At 67.8% G+C, this 16,536-nt stretch carries 13 protein-coding genes; 12 read left to right on the top strand and 1 reads right to left on the bottom strand.

Annotated features, from left to right (window positions below; translation table 11 throughout):
• The 5 genes from lipA to Q0672_RS00900 form a co-directional block, all read left to right on the top strand.
• On the top strand, positions 1-749 hold a 749-nt coding region (gene lipA / locus Q0672_RS00880; protein WP_298618797.1), incomplete at its 5' end, for a lipoyl synthase.
• 159 nt (positions 750-908) lie between these two features.
• Entirely contained in the window at positions 909-2,144 is a 1,236-nt protein-coding gene (locus tag Q0672_RS00885; RefSeq protein WP_298618799.1) for an ATP-binding protein, read from the top strand.
• Positions 2,141-5,167, top strand: a complete 3,027-nt coding sequence (locus tag Q0672_RS00890) for a tetratricopeptide repeat protein (protein WP_298618801.1) — start codon at positions 2,141-2,143, stop codon at positions 5,165-5,167. The genes Q0672_RS00885 and Q0672_RS00890 overlap by 4 nt, the downstream gene beginning before the upstream one ends.
• Positions 5,168-5,193: 26 nt before the next feature.
• Positions 5,194-5,739 (top strand): glutathione peroxidase, encoded by a 546-nt coding sequence (locus Q0672_RS00895; protein ID WP_298618803.1) that lies wholly within the window; start codon positions 5,194-5,196, stop codon positions 5,737-5,739.
• Between the two features lie 135 nt (positions 5,740-5,874).
• The gene (locus Q0672_RS00900) at positions 5,875-7,098 is read left to right on the top strand and encodes a SpoIIE family protein phosphatase (RefSeq protein ID WP_298618804.1); all 1,224 of its coding nucleotides are present in this window, start codon (positions 5,875-5,877) and stop codon (positions 7,096-7,098) included.
• Positions 7,099-7,173: 75 nt separating this feature from the next.
• Here Q0672_RS00900 and Q0672_RS00905 read toward each other — a convergent pair whose 3' ends face one another.
• Positions 7,174-8,028: a TorF family putative porin gene (locus Q0672_RS00905; RefSeq protein WP_298618805.1), complete on the bottom strand. Its 855-nt coding sequence runs from the start codon at positions 8,026-8,028 to the stop codon at positions 7,174-7,176.
• A gap of 176 nt (positions 8,029-8,204) precedes the next feature.
• Here Q0672_RS00905 and Q0672_RS00910 point away from each other — a divergent pair, with 176 nt between their 5' ends.
• Genes Q0672_RS00910 through Q0672_RS00940 form a run of 7 tightly spaced genes read left to right on the top strand, consistent with a single transcriptional unit; the run spans position 8,205 to position 16,474 of the window.
• Positions 8,205-9,893 carry an APC family permease gene (locus Q0672_RS00910; RefSeq protein ID WP_153162832.1) on the top strand — a complete coding sequence of 563 codons (1,689 nt, stop codon included), beginning with the start codon at positions 8,205-8,207 and terminating at the stop codon, positions 9,891-9,893.
• Between the two features lie 11 nt (positions 9,894-9,904).
• Complete coding sequence (locus Q0672_RS00915; RefSeq protein ID WP_298618809.1) at positions 9,905-10,489, top strand: dimethylamine monooxygenase subunit DmmA family protein; 585 nt, start codon at positions 9,905-9,907, stop codon at positions 10,487-10,489.
• The gene (locus Q0672_RS00920) at positions 10,486-11,436 is read left to right on the top strand and encodes a PDR/VanB family oxidoreductase (protein ID WP_298618811.1); all 951 of its coding nucleotides are present in this window, start codon (positions 10,486-10,488) and stop codon (positions 11,434-11,436) included. The genes Q0672_RS00915 and Q0672_RS00920 overlap by 4 nt, the downstream gene beginning before the upstream one ends.
• A gap of 20 nt (positions 11,437-11,456) precedes the next feature.
• A complete protein-coding gene (locus tag Q0672_RS00925; RefSeq protein WP_298618813.1) occupies positions 11,457-12,533 on the top strand; it encodes a DUF3445 domain-containing protein in 1,077 nt (358 codons plus the stop codon).
• Between the two features lie 52 nt (positions 12,534-12,585).
• Positions 12,586-13,968, top strand: a complete 1,383-nt coding sequence (locus Q0672_RS00930; RefSeq protein ID WP_298618815.1) for an acyl-CoA dehydrogenase family protein — start codon at positions 12,586-12,588, stop codon at positions 13,966-13,968.
• A gap of 59 nt (positions 13,969-14,027) precedes the next feature.
• Entirely contained in the window at positions 14,028-14,567 is a 540-nt protein-coding gene (locus tag Q0672_RS00935; protein WP_298618817.1) for a flavin reductase family protein, read from the top strand.
• The gene (locus Q0672_RS00940) at positions 14,564-16,474 is read left to right on the top strand and encodes a DUF1989 domain-containing protein (protein ID WP_298618819.1); all 1,911 of its coding nucleotides are present in this window, start codon (positions 14,564-14,566) and stop codon (positions 16,472-16,474) included. Before Q0672_RS00935 ends, Q0672_RS00940 begins: the two co-directional genes overlap by 4 nt.
• Positions 16,475-16,536: the final 62 nt, after the last annotated feature.

Below are 16,536 nucleotides of genomic sequence, written 5' to 3' on the forward strand. Positions count from 1 at the left end.
GCCCCAACATCCACGAATGCTTCGGCAAGGGCACGGCCACCTTCATGATCATGGGTGACATCTGCACCCGCCGCTGCCCCTTCTGCGACGTGGGCCACGGCCGTCCCGAGCCCCTCAACGCCAACGAGCCGGCGGATCTCGCCAAGACCATCGCCGCGATGCGCCTCAACTACGTGGTGATCACCAGCGTGGATCGCGACGACCTGCGCGACGGCGGCGCCCAGCACTTCGTCGAGTGCATCCGCTCCACCCGCGAGGCCAGCCCCAAGACCAGCATCGAAGTGCTGGTGCCGGATTTCCGCGGCCGCATGGAGATCGCCCTCGACATCTTCGACCAGGCCCCGCCGGACGTGATGAACCACAACCTCGAAACCGTGCCGCGCCTCTACAAGCAGGCCCGCCCGGGCGCCGAATACGCCTACTCGCTGGAACTCCTTAAGCAGTTCAAGGCGCGTCACCCCGATGTGAGCACCAAGTCCGGCCTGATGGTCGGCCTCGGCGAAACCGACGACGAGATCCTCGAAGTGATGCGCGACATGCGCGCCCACAACGTGGACATGCTCACCATCGGCCAGTACCTCCAGCCCTCCGGCGGCCACCTGCCGGTGCTGCGCTACGTCCATCCCGACACCTTCAAGATGTTCGAGACCGAAGCGCTCAAGATGGGCTTCAAGAACGCCGCCTGCGGCCCCATGGTCCGCTCCAGCTACTGGGCCGACCAGCAGGCGCATGGGGCGGGGGTGGTGTAAGCCGCTCAGCCGGTAGGCATTGAAAGGGCGTCCCGCGGGACGCCCTTTTTCGTTGACGCCGAGCTTGGCACCCAAAATCGGCAGCAATAATACAAAATCTTCTTTGCACAAAGAATTCTTTGCACTATATTTTCTTTGCGCAAACACCAAGACCACATCATGGACAACATCGCCGGCTCTCCCGTCGAGGGCGACAACTTCTTCGGTCGCGACGACGTCGCCCGCCACCTCCGCGAAATCCTCAACCACGACGACATCCTGCTCCTCGGCCCCCGGCGGATCGGCAAGACCTCCCTCGCCCGCGCGGTGATGGCCATCACCCACAAGGACGGCTGGAAGGTCGTCGAGATCGTCGTTGCCTCGTGTAACGATGAAAAAGGCTTTCTCGACAAACTCGAAGATGCCCTCAAAAAAGCCCTCGACTCCTTCACCGGCAAGCTGTGGGACGAGATGCGAGACAAGCTCGGCGCCTTGGGCAAGCGCATCAAATCCCTCAAACTCGGCGGTTTTGGCGCCACAGCCGAAGTCGGGCTGGCCAGCACCGACGCCGACGACTGGGCCACGGTCGGCAACGATCTGCTGGCCCTCCTCGGCGAGCTTGACGACCACTGGCTGATCTACGTGGATGAGCTGCCGATCATGCTCTTCAACATCATTCGGCAAGACTCGGCAAACGGCGTGCAGCGGGTGCGCCGCTTCCTCGACTGGTTCCGCAACGACGTGCGCGCCCTCGCCAGCGCCGGCAAGGTGCGCTGGCTGATCTCCGGCTCGGTGGGCCTCGACACGCTGGTGCAGGAGCACGGCATGGCCGACACCATCAACAGCCTCAATCACCAGAACCTGCCGCCCTTCACCGACCCACTGGCCTGCCAGCTGATCCGCGAACTGGCCACCAGCTACGCCATCACCCTCGACGACACAGCCGTCCGTAGCCTCGTCGATGCCGTGAGCTGGCCCCAGCCCTATTACCTCCAGATCGTCTTCCAGCAACTGCGCAGCCTGATCGCCGCAAACCCCGGCACGCCACCGCAGGATCTCATCGACAAGACCATCGAGCTGATCATCCAGCCCGGCGTCGGCGCCGATAACGATTTCCACCACTGGGACAGCCGCCTGAACATGCAACTCAGCGCGCCCCTCGCCGCCCTCGCCAAGGCCCTGCTCAACCAGAGCGCCACCCTCGCGCGCGGCACCCGCGCCGAAAACCTGCTCGCCACCGTCCAGCAACGCCACCCCGACGCCACTGACGACGAAGCCCGCGCCCTCTTCGTACGCCTGCGCGACATCCTCCTCCGCGACGCCTACTGGCTCGCCGACGACAGCAGCGGCACCCGCCACTACCGCTTCGCCCTCGAACCCCTGCGCCGCTGGTGGAACCGGAGGAACAGCCTGTGAGCGTCGCCACCCACCACTACAACCCCGACTGGCTCAGCGACGACGCCCTCGTCGCCGGCTTCATCGTCCGTCAGGCGGAGTTCCGTTTCTTGCGTGACGAACTCGCCCGCGCTCCCCTCGAAGGCAGCGTCCAGCACTACCTGCTCATCGGCCTGCGCGGCGCCGGCAAGACCACCCTGCTCAAACGCCTCGCCGTCGCCATCCGCCGCGACGCCGACCTCTCCGACCACCTCATCGCCCTGTCCTTCCCCGAAGAGCTCTATCAGGTCAAGGACTTGGCCGATTTCTGGTGGGCCGCCTGCGAAGCGTTGGTGGATGAACTCGACCGCCTGGGTCGCAGCGCCGAAGCCGACGCCCTGATGGACCGTACCGACGCCGGCCGCGCCGCCTCACGGAGCGGCGACCAACCCGCCAACGCCGGCCTCACCCTGCTCCTCGACACCTGTGCCCAACTGCAGCGCCGCCCGGTGATGCTGGTGGACAACCTCGACATGGTCTTCGACCGCATCGACAAGCAAGGCCGCAAGCGCAAGGACCCCCACGCCGCCGCCTACTGGGAACTGCGCGAAGCCCTGTCCACCACCCGCTCGCCCATCGTCATCGGCGGCTCGGTGCGCCTCTCCGAGCCCTTCACCGACTACGACAAGGCCTTCTACGACTTCTTCATCCCCAAGCGCCTGGGCCGGCTCGAACTCGCCGAAGTCCGCCAAGTGCTCGAACACCTCGCCGACCGCCAAGGCAGCCCCGAGATCAAGGACCGCCTCAAAACCCGCCCCAGCCGCATCGAAGCCCTCTACGACCTCACCGGCGGCAACCCCCGCGCCATCGGCCTGATCTTCACCCTGCTCCAGCAAGGCCCCAACAGCCGCGCGGTGGACGACTTCGAGCGCCTGATGGACCTCACCACCCCCTACTACAAGGCCCGCTTCGAGGATTTGCCCGAGCAGGCCCAGGTGGTCATGCACGCCCTCGCGGTACGCCGGCCCGGCGACGGCAGCGGCCTGCGCTTCGGCCACACCGCCGCCGAACTGGGCGCCCACGCCGGCCTGCCCACCAACACCGTCTCCGCCCAGCTGGACGTGCTGGAGCGGGAAGGCCTCCTCGAAAAATCTGCCGCCCACGGCCGCACCCAATACCGCATCGCCGAACAACTCTTCCGCCTGTGGCTACAGATGCGCGGCAACCGCCGCGTCCGCCAGAGCGCGCTGGGCCTTTCCGAATTCCTCGAGGCGATGTACGACGAGGAAGAACTCTCCGCCGCGCTGCAGGGCGCAAGCGGTTCTGCCCTCGCCGAAGCTCGTCTCGCCTTCGCGATGGCAGACATGCCAGGCAGCCGCCCCAACCGCCGCAGCCTAGAGGCCTGGGGTGCAGACTGTGCCACCCGCTACGCAGCCGAAGCCGGCGCAGAAATGGATGAAGTTCTTCCGAGTAGCGACTTGAGCGAAGACCTCGCCACCCTGCGGGCCCTGCGTGCACGCCTCGCCAAGTGCAACTACCACGGTCTCACCCCTGCCGAACAGGATGCGCTGGTCGGCGCGCTCGATCTGCGTCTGGAAGCCAAACGCGCTGCCGTCGATGCACTGTGCTCACCGGCCTCGGCAATCGCTGAGGCCAAGCGCATGCGCACGTACCAACTAGCCGAGCGACGCAAGCTGCTTTATTTCGGCCTAAAAAACGACGATTTGCCCCTGCTTCATAGCTTACGAGCCCGCGGCTTCTTCCCGCTCCCATACCTTCACCCTGGCGACATCACGCTGGCACAACGATCAAGTGGGCTGACGAACATTACCGATCTAGCGTGGCGACTAGCAGGTACGTGGAACTACGTCGAATTTGCCGATGCGGAAGCCGCAGAGCATTGGTACTCCTGGGGGCGACTCCATGCGACGGGGGCCAGCACAGACGAGTGGGCACAAGTCGCCGGCGCCTTCCGCCGAGCTGGGCAAGTTGAGCTGGCCCGACGTGCTCTCGATGAGGCCATCCGCCGTGGCATTACAGCTCGCGCAGAATTCGAACGGGGATTTTTACTAGCAGCCAGTAACAAAGATTCAACAGGTGCCGAAGCAGCGATTCAACTTGCTATACAACTTAATCCTACCGATGCTCGCCTATGGAACGGACTTGGCATACTCCTGGCTAAACAATTCGATCGCGCCGAAGAAGCTGAAGCAGCCTTTCGCAAAGCGATCAGTATCGACCCGAATATCTCATGGCAATGGGTGTGCCTCGGCAACTTGCTCGCCGATCTTCCGGGGCGCGGAAATGAGTCCGAAGCAGCTTACAGAAGGGCCATTGAAGTGGAACCCTCGAACGTCATGGCAATGAACAACCTAGGTGCTTTTCTTGCATCGCAATCCAAAAGTACTGACGAATCGGAAGCCATTTACCACAGAGCCATCGATTTAGACCCTACTCAACCTTTCCTATGGGGCAATCTCGGCTCACTCCTCTCACTCAAACCGAGTCGTATCGAAGAAGCTAAATCCGCGTACCAACAGGCTCTCGCACTAGACCCCTATTACGGTCGAGTCTATGGCAATCTGGGGCGCCTCCAAGCAGAGCAAGGCAACCTCGACGCAGCTGAAGCAGCCTTCGAGAAGGCCATAACTTTGGAGACGGATATCCGCGGCTTCTGGCAATCCGAACTCGACCGCACCCGCACCCGCCGCCAAACCAACGCCGCCACCCACGCCCTCGCCGCCCGCAACTTCGCCGACACCCGCGCCGCCCTGGAAGCCCTCCTCGCCGGCGCAGGCGACATCCCCACCGTTTTGGTCAGCACCGCCTTCGTCGAAGACTTCCTCGCCCCCCTTCTCGCCAACCGCACCCAGGCGGCCAGTGTGCTGGGCCTGCTGCACGGTCTCGGCTACGAGCGCCACGCCCGCCCGCTGCTCCTCGCCTTCGAGGCGGCAGTGGAGGACAAGCCCGATCTGCTCGATGTGCTGGAACCAGAAACCCGCAACGCGGCCAAACGCATGTACGAACGGCTCACCAAGGCCGCCCAACGCAAGGCGCAATCCTGATTACCCCCCAACCGAGGACAACAACGATGACCCAATCCCTCTACACCATCCCCCTCAACAAGATCGACGGCACCCCCGCCACCCTCGCCGAGCACGCCGGCAAGGTGCTGCTGGTGGTCAACGTGGCCTCCAAGTGCGGCCTCACCAAGCAGTACGAAGGGCTGGAAGCGCTGCATGAGCGCTTTGCCGACAAGGGTTTTGCGGTGCTGGGCTTCCCGGCCAACGACTTTGCCGGGCAGGAGCCGGGCACCGACGCCGAGATCGCCAGCTTCTGCACCGCCAACTTCGGCGTGCAGTTTCCGATGTACAGCAAGCTCGTCGCCACCGGGGCGGACAAGCACCCGCTGTATGCCACCCTCACCGCCGCCAAACCCGAGACCGAAGACCGCGCCGGCATGGAAGACATGCTCCGCGGCTACAAGATCGAGCCGACCGCCGCACCCGAAGTGGTGTGGAATTTCGAGAAGTTCCTGATCGGCCGTGACGGCACCGTGCTGCGCCGCTTCGCGCCCGATACCGCCCCCGACGCCGACAAGCTGGTGGCCGCCATCGAGACCGCCATCACCGGCTGATCGCCCTGTGCCGGCGGCACCTGCCGCCGGCTGGCTGGCCCTCGGGGCGCCAGACTGTCAATCGGCGTCAAATATCGCCCTCTCCCGCCGTTAATGTACGGACCTACCGTCCGTCCACTCCGCCGGAGACCCGCGATGCCGACCGTCCACGCGCCCCCTGCCGCCACCCAAACCAACCCGACCAATTTCGCCATCACCCTGATGGAGCACCTGGTGGTGCCCACCTTCGTGCTCGACGCCGAACAGCGGGTGCTCATCTGGAACCGCGCCTGCGAACGCCTCACCGGCATCCCGGCCCACGAAGTCATCGGCACCCGCGACCACTGGCGGGCCTTCTACGACACCCCGCGCCCCTGCCTGGCCGACCTGCTGGCCCGCAACGACTGGTCGCTGATCGACAAGCTCTACACCACCCACGACGAGCCCGACACCCCGGCCCACGGCGTGCACGCCGAAAACTGGTGCACCATGCCCCGCCGGGGCAAGCACCTTTATCTGGTGGTCGATGCCGGCCCGGTGTTCGACGACGCCGGCAAGCTCATCGCGGTGGTCGAAACCCTGCGCGACAACACCGAGAGCAAGCTCACCCAGATCAAGGTGGCCGAGCAGGCAAGCCTGCTCCAGCACCACTACGACGAGCACGAGCGCGAAGCCAGGATGGCCCGGCGCATCCTCGACCACCAGATCCGCACCGACCTCATCCGCCAGGCCGGCATCCACTACACCCTGATGCCCGCCACCAACTTCTCGGGCGACCTGATCCTCGCCGCCCGCTCACCGGACGGCCGGCTCCACGCGCTGCTGGCCGACGCCACCGGCCACGGCCTGGCCGCCGCGGTGAGCGTGCTGCCGGTGGTGCAGGAGTTCTACCGCCTGGTCGAACAGAACGAGCCCCTCTCCGGCATCGTGGACGCCATCAACTTCGTGCTCGCCAACTCGCTGCCCGCCGGGCGCTTCGTGGCCGCCGCGTTCGTCAGCCTGGACGAGCAGGCGCGGGAAGGCGAGGTGTGGGTGGGCGGCATCCCGGGCATGCAGATGATCGACGACAGCGGCCGCATCGTGCGCCGCTTCGAATCCCGCAACCTGCCCCTGGGCGTGACCCGCGAGGCCGACGGCATCAAGGCTTTCGAGACCTTCAGCTGGACCGAGCCGGCCCGGCTGGTGATGCTCTCCGACGGCGTGGTCGAAGCCACCGGCCCGGACGGCGAAGCCTTCGGCGAGGCCCGCCTCGCCCACAGCCTCGCCAGCCCCCGCAGCGAGGATCTGATCGCCCGCCTGCGTGCCGCCCTCACCACCCACCTCGCCGGCACCCCGGCCCACGACGACATCTCGATCCTGGTCATCGACTGCCCGGCATAAGCCAGCAGCACCACGACGACAAAAGGCGGCACCCGCAACCGGGGCCGCCTTTTTGCATTTCTGCCTGACGCGGGATCAGAAGCTGCGATTCACCGACGCGATCCAGGTGCCCGCGCCCATGTCCTTGGTGGTGCCGTTGCCGGCGACGCTGGGGTAGTTCTTCCAGTAGTCGGTGCCAACGGTGGTGGTGTAGGCGAGGCCGAGCACCCAGCCGCCGTCCATCGCCTTCGTCACGCCCGCCTTGTAGTCGCTGTAGCTGAGGCCGCTGGAGTGGGTGATGGTCTGGCGGCCGGCGTGGAGCATGCCGGTCCAGCCGGGCAGGAATTCGTAGGTGGCGTTGGCCTCGATGTACCACGAGCCCGAGGTGTCGCTGCCGCTCACCCCCGCGCCGGGATTGCCGGGAAAGGCGCCGGGGCCGGCGTTGTTGTTGTTGAAGCCGAAGTAGCCCACGTCGGTCATGGCCCGCGAGTACTTCACGTTGAGCCACTTCCAGGTGCCCGAAAGATACAGCTCGGTGGAGTTGTAGCGCTTGCTGGCGTAGCTGCCGGCGGGGGTGATCTTGTCGTAGTTGGCCCCCGGGAAGAGGAACTGCAGCACGCCCACGTCGTAGCTGAAGTCATCCACCGCGCCCCGGTAGCCGCCGTACAGATCCACCTCGATGTTGGCGTTGGCGTACAGGTTGCTGCTGGTGTTGGAGAGCCAGGTGCCGGCGTAGAAGCCGCTCTCGTGGGCATAGTCGATGCCACCCTGCAGCGCCGGGTTGCCCCAGGTCTGACGGATGCCGCGGAAGACGTACTCCGACACGATGCCGACGTTGCTGGTGAGCGCCGGGGCGGGGGCCGGCGCGTCTTCGGCGAAGGCCGGCGCGGCAAGTGCCGGCAGGCCCAGCAAAAGGGCAAGGCGCAGGGCTTTCGGGGTCGTGGTTTTCATGGTCATGCCTCTGTCGGTGTTGGGGTGATGCCATTCCACGCCCGCGCGCGATGATCCTCAATTCCCCCTCCGACCTACTCCCAAAGTCGAATTGTTCAGTGCACCAACGAAGCCGAGAGTGCAGCCGTATCGCATTGATTGCGGTGTGACTTTTCCGACCTTCGAGGAGTACGCAGATGAACACGACGACAGTGGATGCCGTATCAGGCGGCATCGAGAGTGGCGGCGCGACGCTCCACCGCCGGATCGGCTGGGCCGGCGCCTTCTGGGTGGCCAGCGGCGTGCCGGCGCTGGTGCTTTTCTCCATCGGCTCCATCGCCGCCACGGTGGGCAAGCCGTCGTGGGCGGTGTGGATCATCTCCATCGCCTTCGGCTTCCTGCAGTCCTTCACCTACGCCGAGATCGCCGGGTTGTTCCCCCACAAGTCGGGCGGCGCGTCGGTGTATGGGGCGGTGGCCTGGGTGCGCTACAGCAAGATGCTGGCACCGCTGTCGGTGTGGTGTAACTGGCTGGCCTGGTCGCCGGTGCTGGCGATCGGCTCGGGGCTGGCGGCGGGCTACATCCTGTCGATCCTGTTCGCGCCGGACGCCGCCATCAACACCTGGCAGATCACCCTGATGGACCTGGGCTTCATCAAGGGCGGCCTGGCGCTGCGGGTGAACGCCACCTTCGTGGTGGGCGCGGCGGTGCTGCTGGCGGCCTTCGCGATCCAGCACCGGGGCATCCTGCAGGCGGCGCGCATGCAGATGGTGCTGGGCGTCGCCGCCCTCGCGCCGCTGATGCTGATCGGCCTGTGGCCGCTGGTTTCCGGTGACGTGCCGGGCGCCAACCTGGCGCCGCTCTACCCCCTCGCCAAGGACGCCGGCGGGGCGGTGATCGACGGCGCCTGGGACATGGCCGGCTTCACCCTCATCGCCGGCGGGCTGTTCATGGCGGCGTGGTCCACCTACGGCTTCGAGACGGCGGTGTGCTACACCCGCGAGTTCCGCAACCCGCGCACCGACACCTTCAAGGCCATCCTGTACTCGGGCCTCTTGTGCATCTTCGTGTTCACCGTGGTGCCCCTCGCCTTCCAGGGCAGCCTGGGCCTCGGCCAGCTGGTCACCCCGGCGGTGCTGGACGCCGCCGGCAACGTGGTCACCCCGGCGGTGTACGACGGCATCCTGTCGCCGGACATCTACAGCGGCATGGGCGTGGCCCAGGCCATGGCCCACATGCTGGGCGGCGGCCCGCTGGTCGAGCACGTGCTGATGGCCATGCTCGTGCTGGCCCTGGTGCTGTCGATCATGACCTCCATGGCCGGCTCGTCGCGCACCCTCTACCAGGCGTCGGTGGATGGCTGGCTGCCCAAGTACCTCTCCAACGTCAATGGCAACGGCGCCCCCACCGCGGCCATGTGGACGGATCTGGGCTTCAACCTGCTCCTGCTGCTGATGTCCGACTACGTGTTCGTGCTGGCCATCTCCAACGTCTGCTACATCCTCTTCAACTTCCTCAACCTCAACGCCGCCTGGATCCACCGCATCGACCGCCCGCGCTGGCCGCGCCCCTACCGCGCGCCCACCTGGCTGATCGCCGTGGGCACCGTGCTGGCCTTCGTCAATCTGGCGCTGATGGGCATGGGCGCCGACATCTGGGGCGCCGGCACCCTGGCCACCGGCCTGCTGGCGGCGGCGCTGATCCTGCCGGTGTTCTTCTACCGCCACTACATCGTCGATAAAGGCCAGTTCCCGGCGGCGATGCTCGAAGACATGCACCTGGGCAGCGAATCGGGCGTCGGCACCCGCGCCGGCATCCTCCCCTGGCTCACCCTGGTCGGCGGCGCGGCGGTGATCGCCATCGCCCACGCCGTGGCGGTGATCTGAGGAACGCCGCCATGATGATCTCCGACATCAAGAGCCGCCCGGTCTACCGCGCCCTGGCCCCGGAGCCCACCGCCAGCGGCCACCTGCTGGTGGTCGAAGGCGAGACCCTCACCCCGGCCCTGCTCGCCGCCTTCGCCAGCGCTTTCGGGCCGGTGGCGCCCCGGCTCCACACCTGGCTCGTGGGCGGCCCGCAGGATGTGGGCCCCCACCCGGGCCGGCTGTGGCGGCTTGGCAGCCTGGCCGACGTGGTGGACAGCCTCTCCTGCGCCAGCCGCGGCTTCGGCATCGGCGACCGCCTGTACGTGAGCGGCACCGAACCCTTCCTGTGGCGCGTTGCCGAGGCCGCCGGCCACGTGGGCTTCGCCAGCGGGCAGATCCAGCTCCACCACGCCGGCAGCCTGCGCCGCCGGGTGTGGTGCACCCACTGCCACAGCATCACCGACGACGTGACCACCCACATCGCCGACTGCGCCGGCTGCGGCCGCCACCTGCTGGTGCGCGACCACTTCTCCCGCCGCCTGGGCGCCTTCATGGGCGTGATGGTGGATGCCGAGGCGCCCGGCCAGGTGCCCGCCCGCGAGGAGGTCTTCGCATGATCGGCGACTCCCTCCTGCTGCGCGTGGATGCGGCCACCGCCATCGCCCCCACCCTGCGCCACCTGCGCCTGGTGGCGGCGGACGGCGGCAAGCTTCCCCCGGCCTCGGCCGGCGCCCACGTGCAGCTCAGCCTCAAGGCCGCGGCACGCACCCACCGCAACGCCTACTCGCTGGTCAGCCGCCCCGGCGCCCGCGACGCCTACGAGATCATCGTGCGGCGGGTCGAAGCCTCCCGCGGCGGCTCGGCCTTCATCCACGAGCAGCTCGCGGTGGGCGACACCGTCGAGGCCGCGTGGCCGGGCAACCTCTTCCCCCCGGTGCGCACCGCCCGCCACCAGCTGATGATCGCCGGCGGCATCGGCATCACGCCCTTCCTGTCGTATCTGGCCGAGTTCGGCCTGAGCGGCGCGTCCCACGCGCTGCACGTGTGCTGCCGCCCGGACGAACGTGAGGTGTTCGCCCCGTGGCTGCCGGAGGGCGCCGAGGTGGCCTTCCACTGGAACGCCGACGGCCACCGGCTCGACATCCCGGCCCTCCTCGCCGCCCAGCAGGCCGGCACCCACCTCTACGTGTGCGGCCCGGCGGCCATGAACGATGCGGTGATCGCCGCCGCCCGCGACGCCGGCTGGCCCGACAGCCACGTGCATTGCGAGCACTTCGGCACCGCCCTCAGCGGTGGCGAGGCCTTCCGCGCCTTCCTCGCCCGCTCCGGCATCGAGGTGAGCGTGGGCGAGGACGAGAGCCTGCTCGAAGCCATCGAGCGCGCCGGCGTGGCCGCCCCCTGCCTGTGCCGCGGCGGCGCCTGCGGCGTGTGCGCGACGCCGCTGCTCGAAGGCGACGCCGAACACCGCGACCACTTCCTGTCCCCCACCGAGCGCGAAAGCGGCCGCCTGATCATGCCCTGCGTGTCGCGGGCGCGCTCGGGACGGCTCGTGCTGGACCTGTGACCCTGCCCCGGAGACTCATCATGACCCTCGCCTTCAAGCCCGACGAAACCTTCCGCGGCGACTACACCTACCGCAACAGCGACGCCGCGATCCTGCGTTTCCCCTTCCCCTTCCCGGAAGACCGCTACATGTACAGCGTCAACATCGAGCCGCACACCCGCAGCGGCCCGACCGACGTCTTCCGCCGCCCCTTCGACGTGGATGAGCACTACATCGCCGAATGCCGCGACAAGGCCATCACCCTGGAGCGCGACCCCAGCCGCTGCCAGGCCCTGCCCCACATGATGCTGGCCCAGTGGGACACCCTCGAGCTGCTGATGGAAAGCCTCGCCGCCGATTACCCGGCCCACTTCGCCCTCATCAAGGAAGGCGACGACTTCGGCAGCCGCTGGACGTGGATCAACCGCCCGCTGGGCATCGAGCAGAGCTTCATCTTCGGCAACCCCGACACCCTGCCCTGCGAGCCCTTCGAGTACATCACCCGCCAGGCCCAGGGCGACTTCGCCATCTGCGACCAGCGCGACAACAACCTCTTCATGGACGCCGGGATGGTCACCTCCCAGGCCGACTGGTCGCTGGAATTCGACGTGGGCATGAGCTTCATGGAGTGGCACGGCCCGGTGCCCCTGGCCCACCAGGCCGGCGTCTTCGAGCGGGCGCTCAAGTTCCTGCTGATGCTGCGCCTGGGCCAGCCGATGCGCCGCCTCAACTGGACGATGACCATCAACCCGCGCCTCGACACCTCTCCCGAGAGCTACCCCGAGTGGGGCCCGGACCGCGCCAGCCTCACCCCCGACAACATCGGCCGCAAGCTGCACCTGCGCGTCGAGCTGCAGACCCTGTGGCGGCTCCCCCGCAGCAACGCGATCCTCTTCCCGATCCGCTGCTACCTCGCCTCCCTCGACGAGCTGGCCCGCGTGCCCAAGTGGGGCGCCCGCCTGCACCGGGTGCTCTCCACGCTGCCGCCGGAGCTCGTCGACTACAAGGGCCTCACCCGCTTCCTGCCCACCGCCCTCGACTGGCTCGCCGCCCACGACGACGGCCGCGAGCTGCCCATCGGCATCGAGCCGGGCATCACCACCCTCGCCCGCCCCTGACGGGCTGACCACCGGATTCCCCCCTCTTCAAACTGACAAAAGGACTACCACCATGAACGCCCCCACCCAGATCACCCCCACCGGCATCGGCGCGGAATGGAGCCCCCAGTGGCTGCTCACCCCCGAGCAGCGCGCCCTGCAGGCCGACCTGATCGCCCTGTGCGAGACCACCCTGCGCCCCAACGCCATCGAGAGCGACAAGAAGTACATCTACCCGCGCAAGAACTTCGAGGCGCTGGCCTCCATGGGCCTCCTCAGCCTCACCATCCCCAAGGAGCTCGGCGGCCGCGGCGAGAGCCACGTGTGCGCCGCGATGGTGGTCGAGACCATCGCCCGCTACGGCTGCCCCTCCACCGCCATGTGCTACACCATGCACCTGGGCGCCTGCGCCGCCGCGCTCTTACGCCACCACGACAACGAACGCCTGAAGGACATCCTGCGCCGCGTGGACCAGGACGTGCTGATCGGCACCCTGTCGTATTCCGACCCGGAGACCGGCTCCCACTTCTGGTATCCCATGTCGTCCCGCGCCGAGCGCACCGACAAGGGCTGGAAGGTCTTCAAGAAGGCCTCCTGGACCACCTCCGGCGGCTTTGCCGACTGGTACATCATCCAGACCACCTCCCCCGATTTCGGCGGCGACTACTCCAACCTGTCCTGCTTCCTCGTCACCAAGGACCAGATCCACGCCGACCCGGCCAACTGGGACGGCCTCGGGATGCGCGGCAACCAGTCCGGCCCGATCTCGGTGGACGGCGTCGACATCGCCCCGGACGCGCTGGTCGGCCCCATCGGCGACGGCGCCAAGTCCAACGACGAAGTGGTCGATCCCTTCTTCCTGGTGTGCTCGTCGGCCTGCTGGAACGGCATCTGCCTCGCCGCCATGGACATCACCAAGAACCACACCACCCGCAAGGTGCACAACGACGTGGGCATGCGCGTGGCCGACTACCCCACCATCCAGGACTACGTGGGCGAGTGCCTGATCGACACCAACGCCAGCCGCAGCTACGTATATCTCGCCGCCAAGGCGCTGGACGACCTGACCGACGGCTGCGACTGGTCGGCCCACGCCAAGATCGACCACCTGCCGCGCACCCAGATCCTCAACTGGCTGTGGCAGGTCAAGTTCTTCGCCTCCAAGAACGTCACCTTCGTGGTGGACAAGATGCTCCACGCCTGCGGCGGCACCGGCTACAAGCCCGCCCTGGGCATCGAGCGCCTGCTGCGCGACGGCAAGGCCGGCTGGGTGATGGGCCCCACCAACGAGGTGCTGCGCCAGTTCGTCGGCAAGGCCGCGCTGCTCGGGTTCGAGGTGCTGGATTACTGGAACCAGTCGGTCAACCAGCGCGTCCTCAACAACGAGCTCAAGAAGATGAGCAAGGACGAAAAAGCCGCCTTCGCCGCCAAGCTGCTGGCCGAAGCCCAGGCTTGACGCAACCCGGGCCGTCCCACCGGGCGGCCCGCCCCTCCGCCCCCGAAAACGGAGACACCATGACCACCGCCTTCTGCCCCTCCGCGCCAGCCGAGAACCTGCTCAGCGCCCCCTTCGACGCCCGCCTGTTCCGCCGGGTGCTGGGACTCTTCCCCACCGGCGTCACCATCGTCACCACCTGGGATGCCGACGGCCGGCCGGTTGGCGCCACCGTCAGCTCCTTCAACTCGGTGTCCCTCACGCCGCCGCTGGTGCTGTTCAGCCTCGCCTGCGAGAGCGCAGCCTGCGAGGTGTTCTCGGGCGGCGGGCCGCTGGCGATCCACGTGCTCGGCCACGAGCAGGAAGCCCTCTCCAACCGCTTCGCCCGGGGCGGCGCCGAGAAGTGGGCCGATCTGGTGTATGGCACCGGCGAGCTGGGCAGCCCGCTGCTGGAAGGCGCCCTCGCCACCTTCGAATGCGTGCCCTACGCCCGCTACCCCGGCGGCGACCACACCATCTTCGTGTGCGAGGTGCGCGGCCTGCGCTTCAGGGATGGCGAGCCACTGGTCTTCAGCGGCGGCCGCTACCGCAGCCTGGCGAGCCAGGAGGCCTTCGCATGAACGACCCCACCCCGATTTCTGCCCTCGACCCCGAAGCCGACGCCGATCCCTTTCTGCTCGACGCCGACGCCCCGCCGCCGGCCCCGCAGGCCTTCCCCGAGCCGCTGGAAGTGATCCGCGTCGCCGCCGCCAGCGCCCGCGCCTTCACCGTCAAGGCCGGCCAGTTCATCCAGGTGATCGACGTGGACGGCAGGCAGTGCTCCGATCTCCTCGCCTTCGACGCCGAAGCGCTGGCGGCCGGCGAGGAATGGGGCCTCGACCCCACCGTCACCCGCACCCTCGCCGGCTCGGCCTACCCGCTGCCGGGCCTCCACGCCAAGTATTTCGACGCGCGCATGCAGCCGCTGCTCGAAACCGTGCAGGACACCGTCGGCCGCCACGACGCCTTCGCGCTCGCCTGCACCGCCAAGTATTACGAGGACGCCGGCTTTCCCGGCCACCCCAACTGCAGCGACAACTTCTCGGCCGCGCTGGCGCCCTTCGGCATCAAGCCCCGGGCCGGCTGGCCGGCGATCAACTTCTTCTACAACACCTTCATCCAGCCCTGCGGCAGCCTGGGCTTTGCCGAGCCGTGGTCGAAGCCCGGCGACTACGTGCTGCTGCGCGCCCTGAAGGATCTGGTGGTGGCGGTGTCGTCCTGCGCCGACGACATCGACCCCGCCAACGCCTGGCAGCCCACCGACATCGAGGCGCGCATCTACGATGCCGCCCACCACTTCCCCCGAGCCCTGGCCCATCGCATGACGCCCGACGCCCCCGCCCGCCTGACCCGCCCGAGCGCCTTCGCGCCGGTCACCGAAACCCTCACCCGCGACTTCATCGACTACAAGGGCTTCTGGCTGCCCCGCAGCTTCGTGGGCCACGGCACCCTGGCCGAGTACTGGGCCTGCCGCGAGAAGGTGGCGGTGATGGATCTCTCCGCCCTGCGCAAGTTCGACGTCACCGGCCCCGACGCCGAAGCGCTGCTGCAAAAGGTGCAGACCCGCGACCTGCGCAAGCTGGCCATCGGGCAGGTGGTCTATACCGCCGTGTGCCACGCCCACGGCGGCATGATGGACGACGGCACGGTGTTCCGCCTGGGGCGCGACGTGTTCCGCGTCGTGTGCGGCGAGGACACCACCGGCCTGTGGCTGCGTGAGCAGGCCGCTGCCGGTGACTTCGACGTGCGCATCCGCGACGCCACCGACGCGCTGCATAACCTCGCGGTGCAGGGCCCGAAGAGCCGCGAGCTGCTGGCCAAGATCTTGTGGACCGCCCCGATCCAGCCGGCCATCGGCGAGCTGGGCTGGTTCCGCTTCACCGCCGCGCGCCTGGGCGGCCCCACCGGCATTCCGCTGGTGGTGTCGCGCACCGGCTACACCGGCGAGCTGGGCTTCGAGCTATGGTGCGCCCCCAAGGACGGCCCCGCCGTGTGGCAGGCGGTGATGGAGGCCGGCGCGCCGCTGGGCATCGTGCCGCTGGGTTTCGACGCGCTGGACATGCTGCGCATCGAAGCCGGCCTCGCCTTCGCCGGCCACGAGTTCTGCGACCAGACCGACCCCTTCGAGGCCGGCATCGGCTTCACCGTGGCGCTCTCCAAGCCCGACGACTTCATCGGCAAGGCCGCGCTGGAAGAACGCAAGGCCCACCCCCGCCGCAAGCTGGTGGGCCTCGCCATCGCCAGCAACGAGCCGGCCGCCCACGGCGACGGCCTCTACGTGGGCCGCGCCAAGGTGGGCGAGATCACCAGCACGGTGCGCTCGCCCATCCTCGACGCCCAGATCGCGCTGGCGCGGGTGGATGTGGCGTATTCCGCCATCGACACCGCGCTACAGGTCGGCCAGCTGGACGGGCATCGCAAGCGGCTGGACGCGACGGTGGTGGCCTTCCCGCACTTCGACCCCACCAAGGCGCGGGTGCGGGCGTAGCGTGTCGGGCCAGCGAGGCCCGGAAGGCATGCTACAACCCGGCGACCAGCTATCCGGCAACG

It is taken from the genome of uncultured Zoogloea sp., assembly GCF_937894855.1.
GTDB classification, from domain to species: domain Bacteria; phylum Pseudomonadota; class Gammaproteobacteria; order Burkholderiales; family Rhodocyclaceae; genus Zoogloea; species Zoogloea oryzae.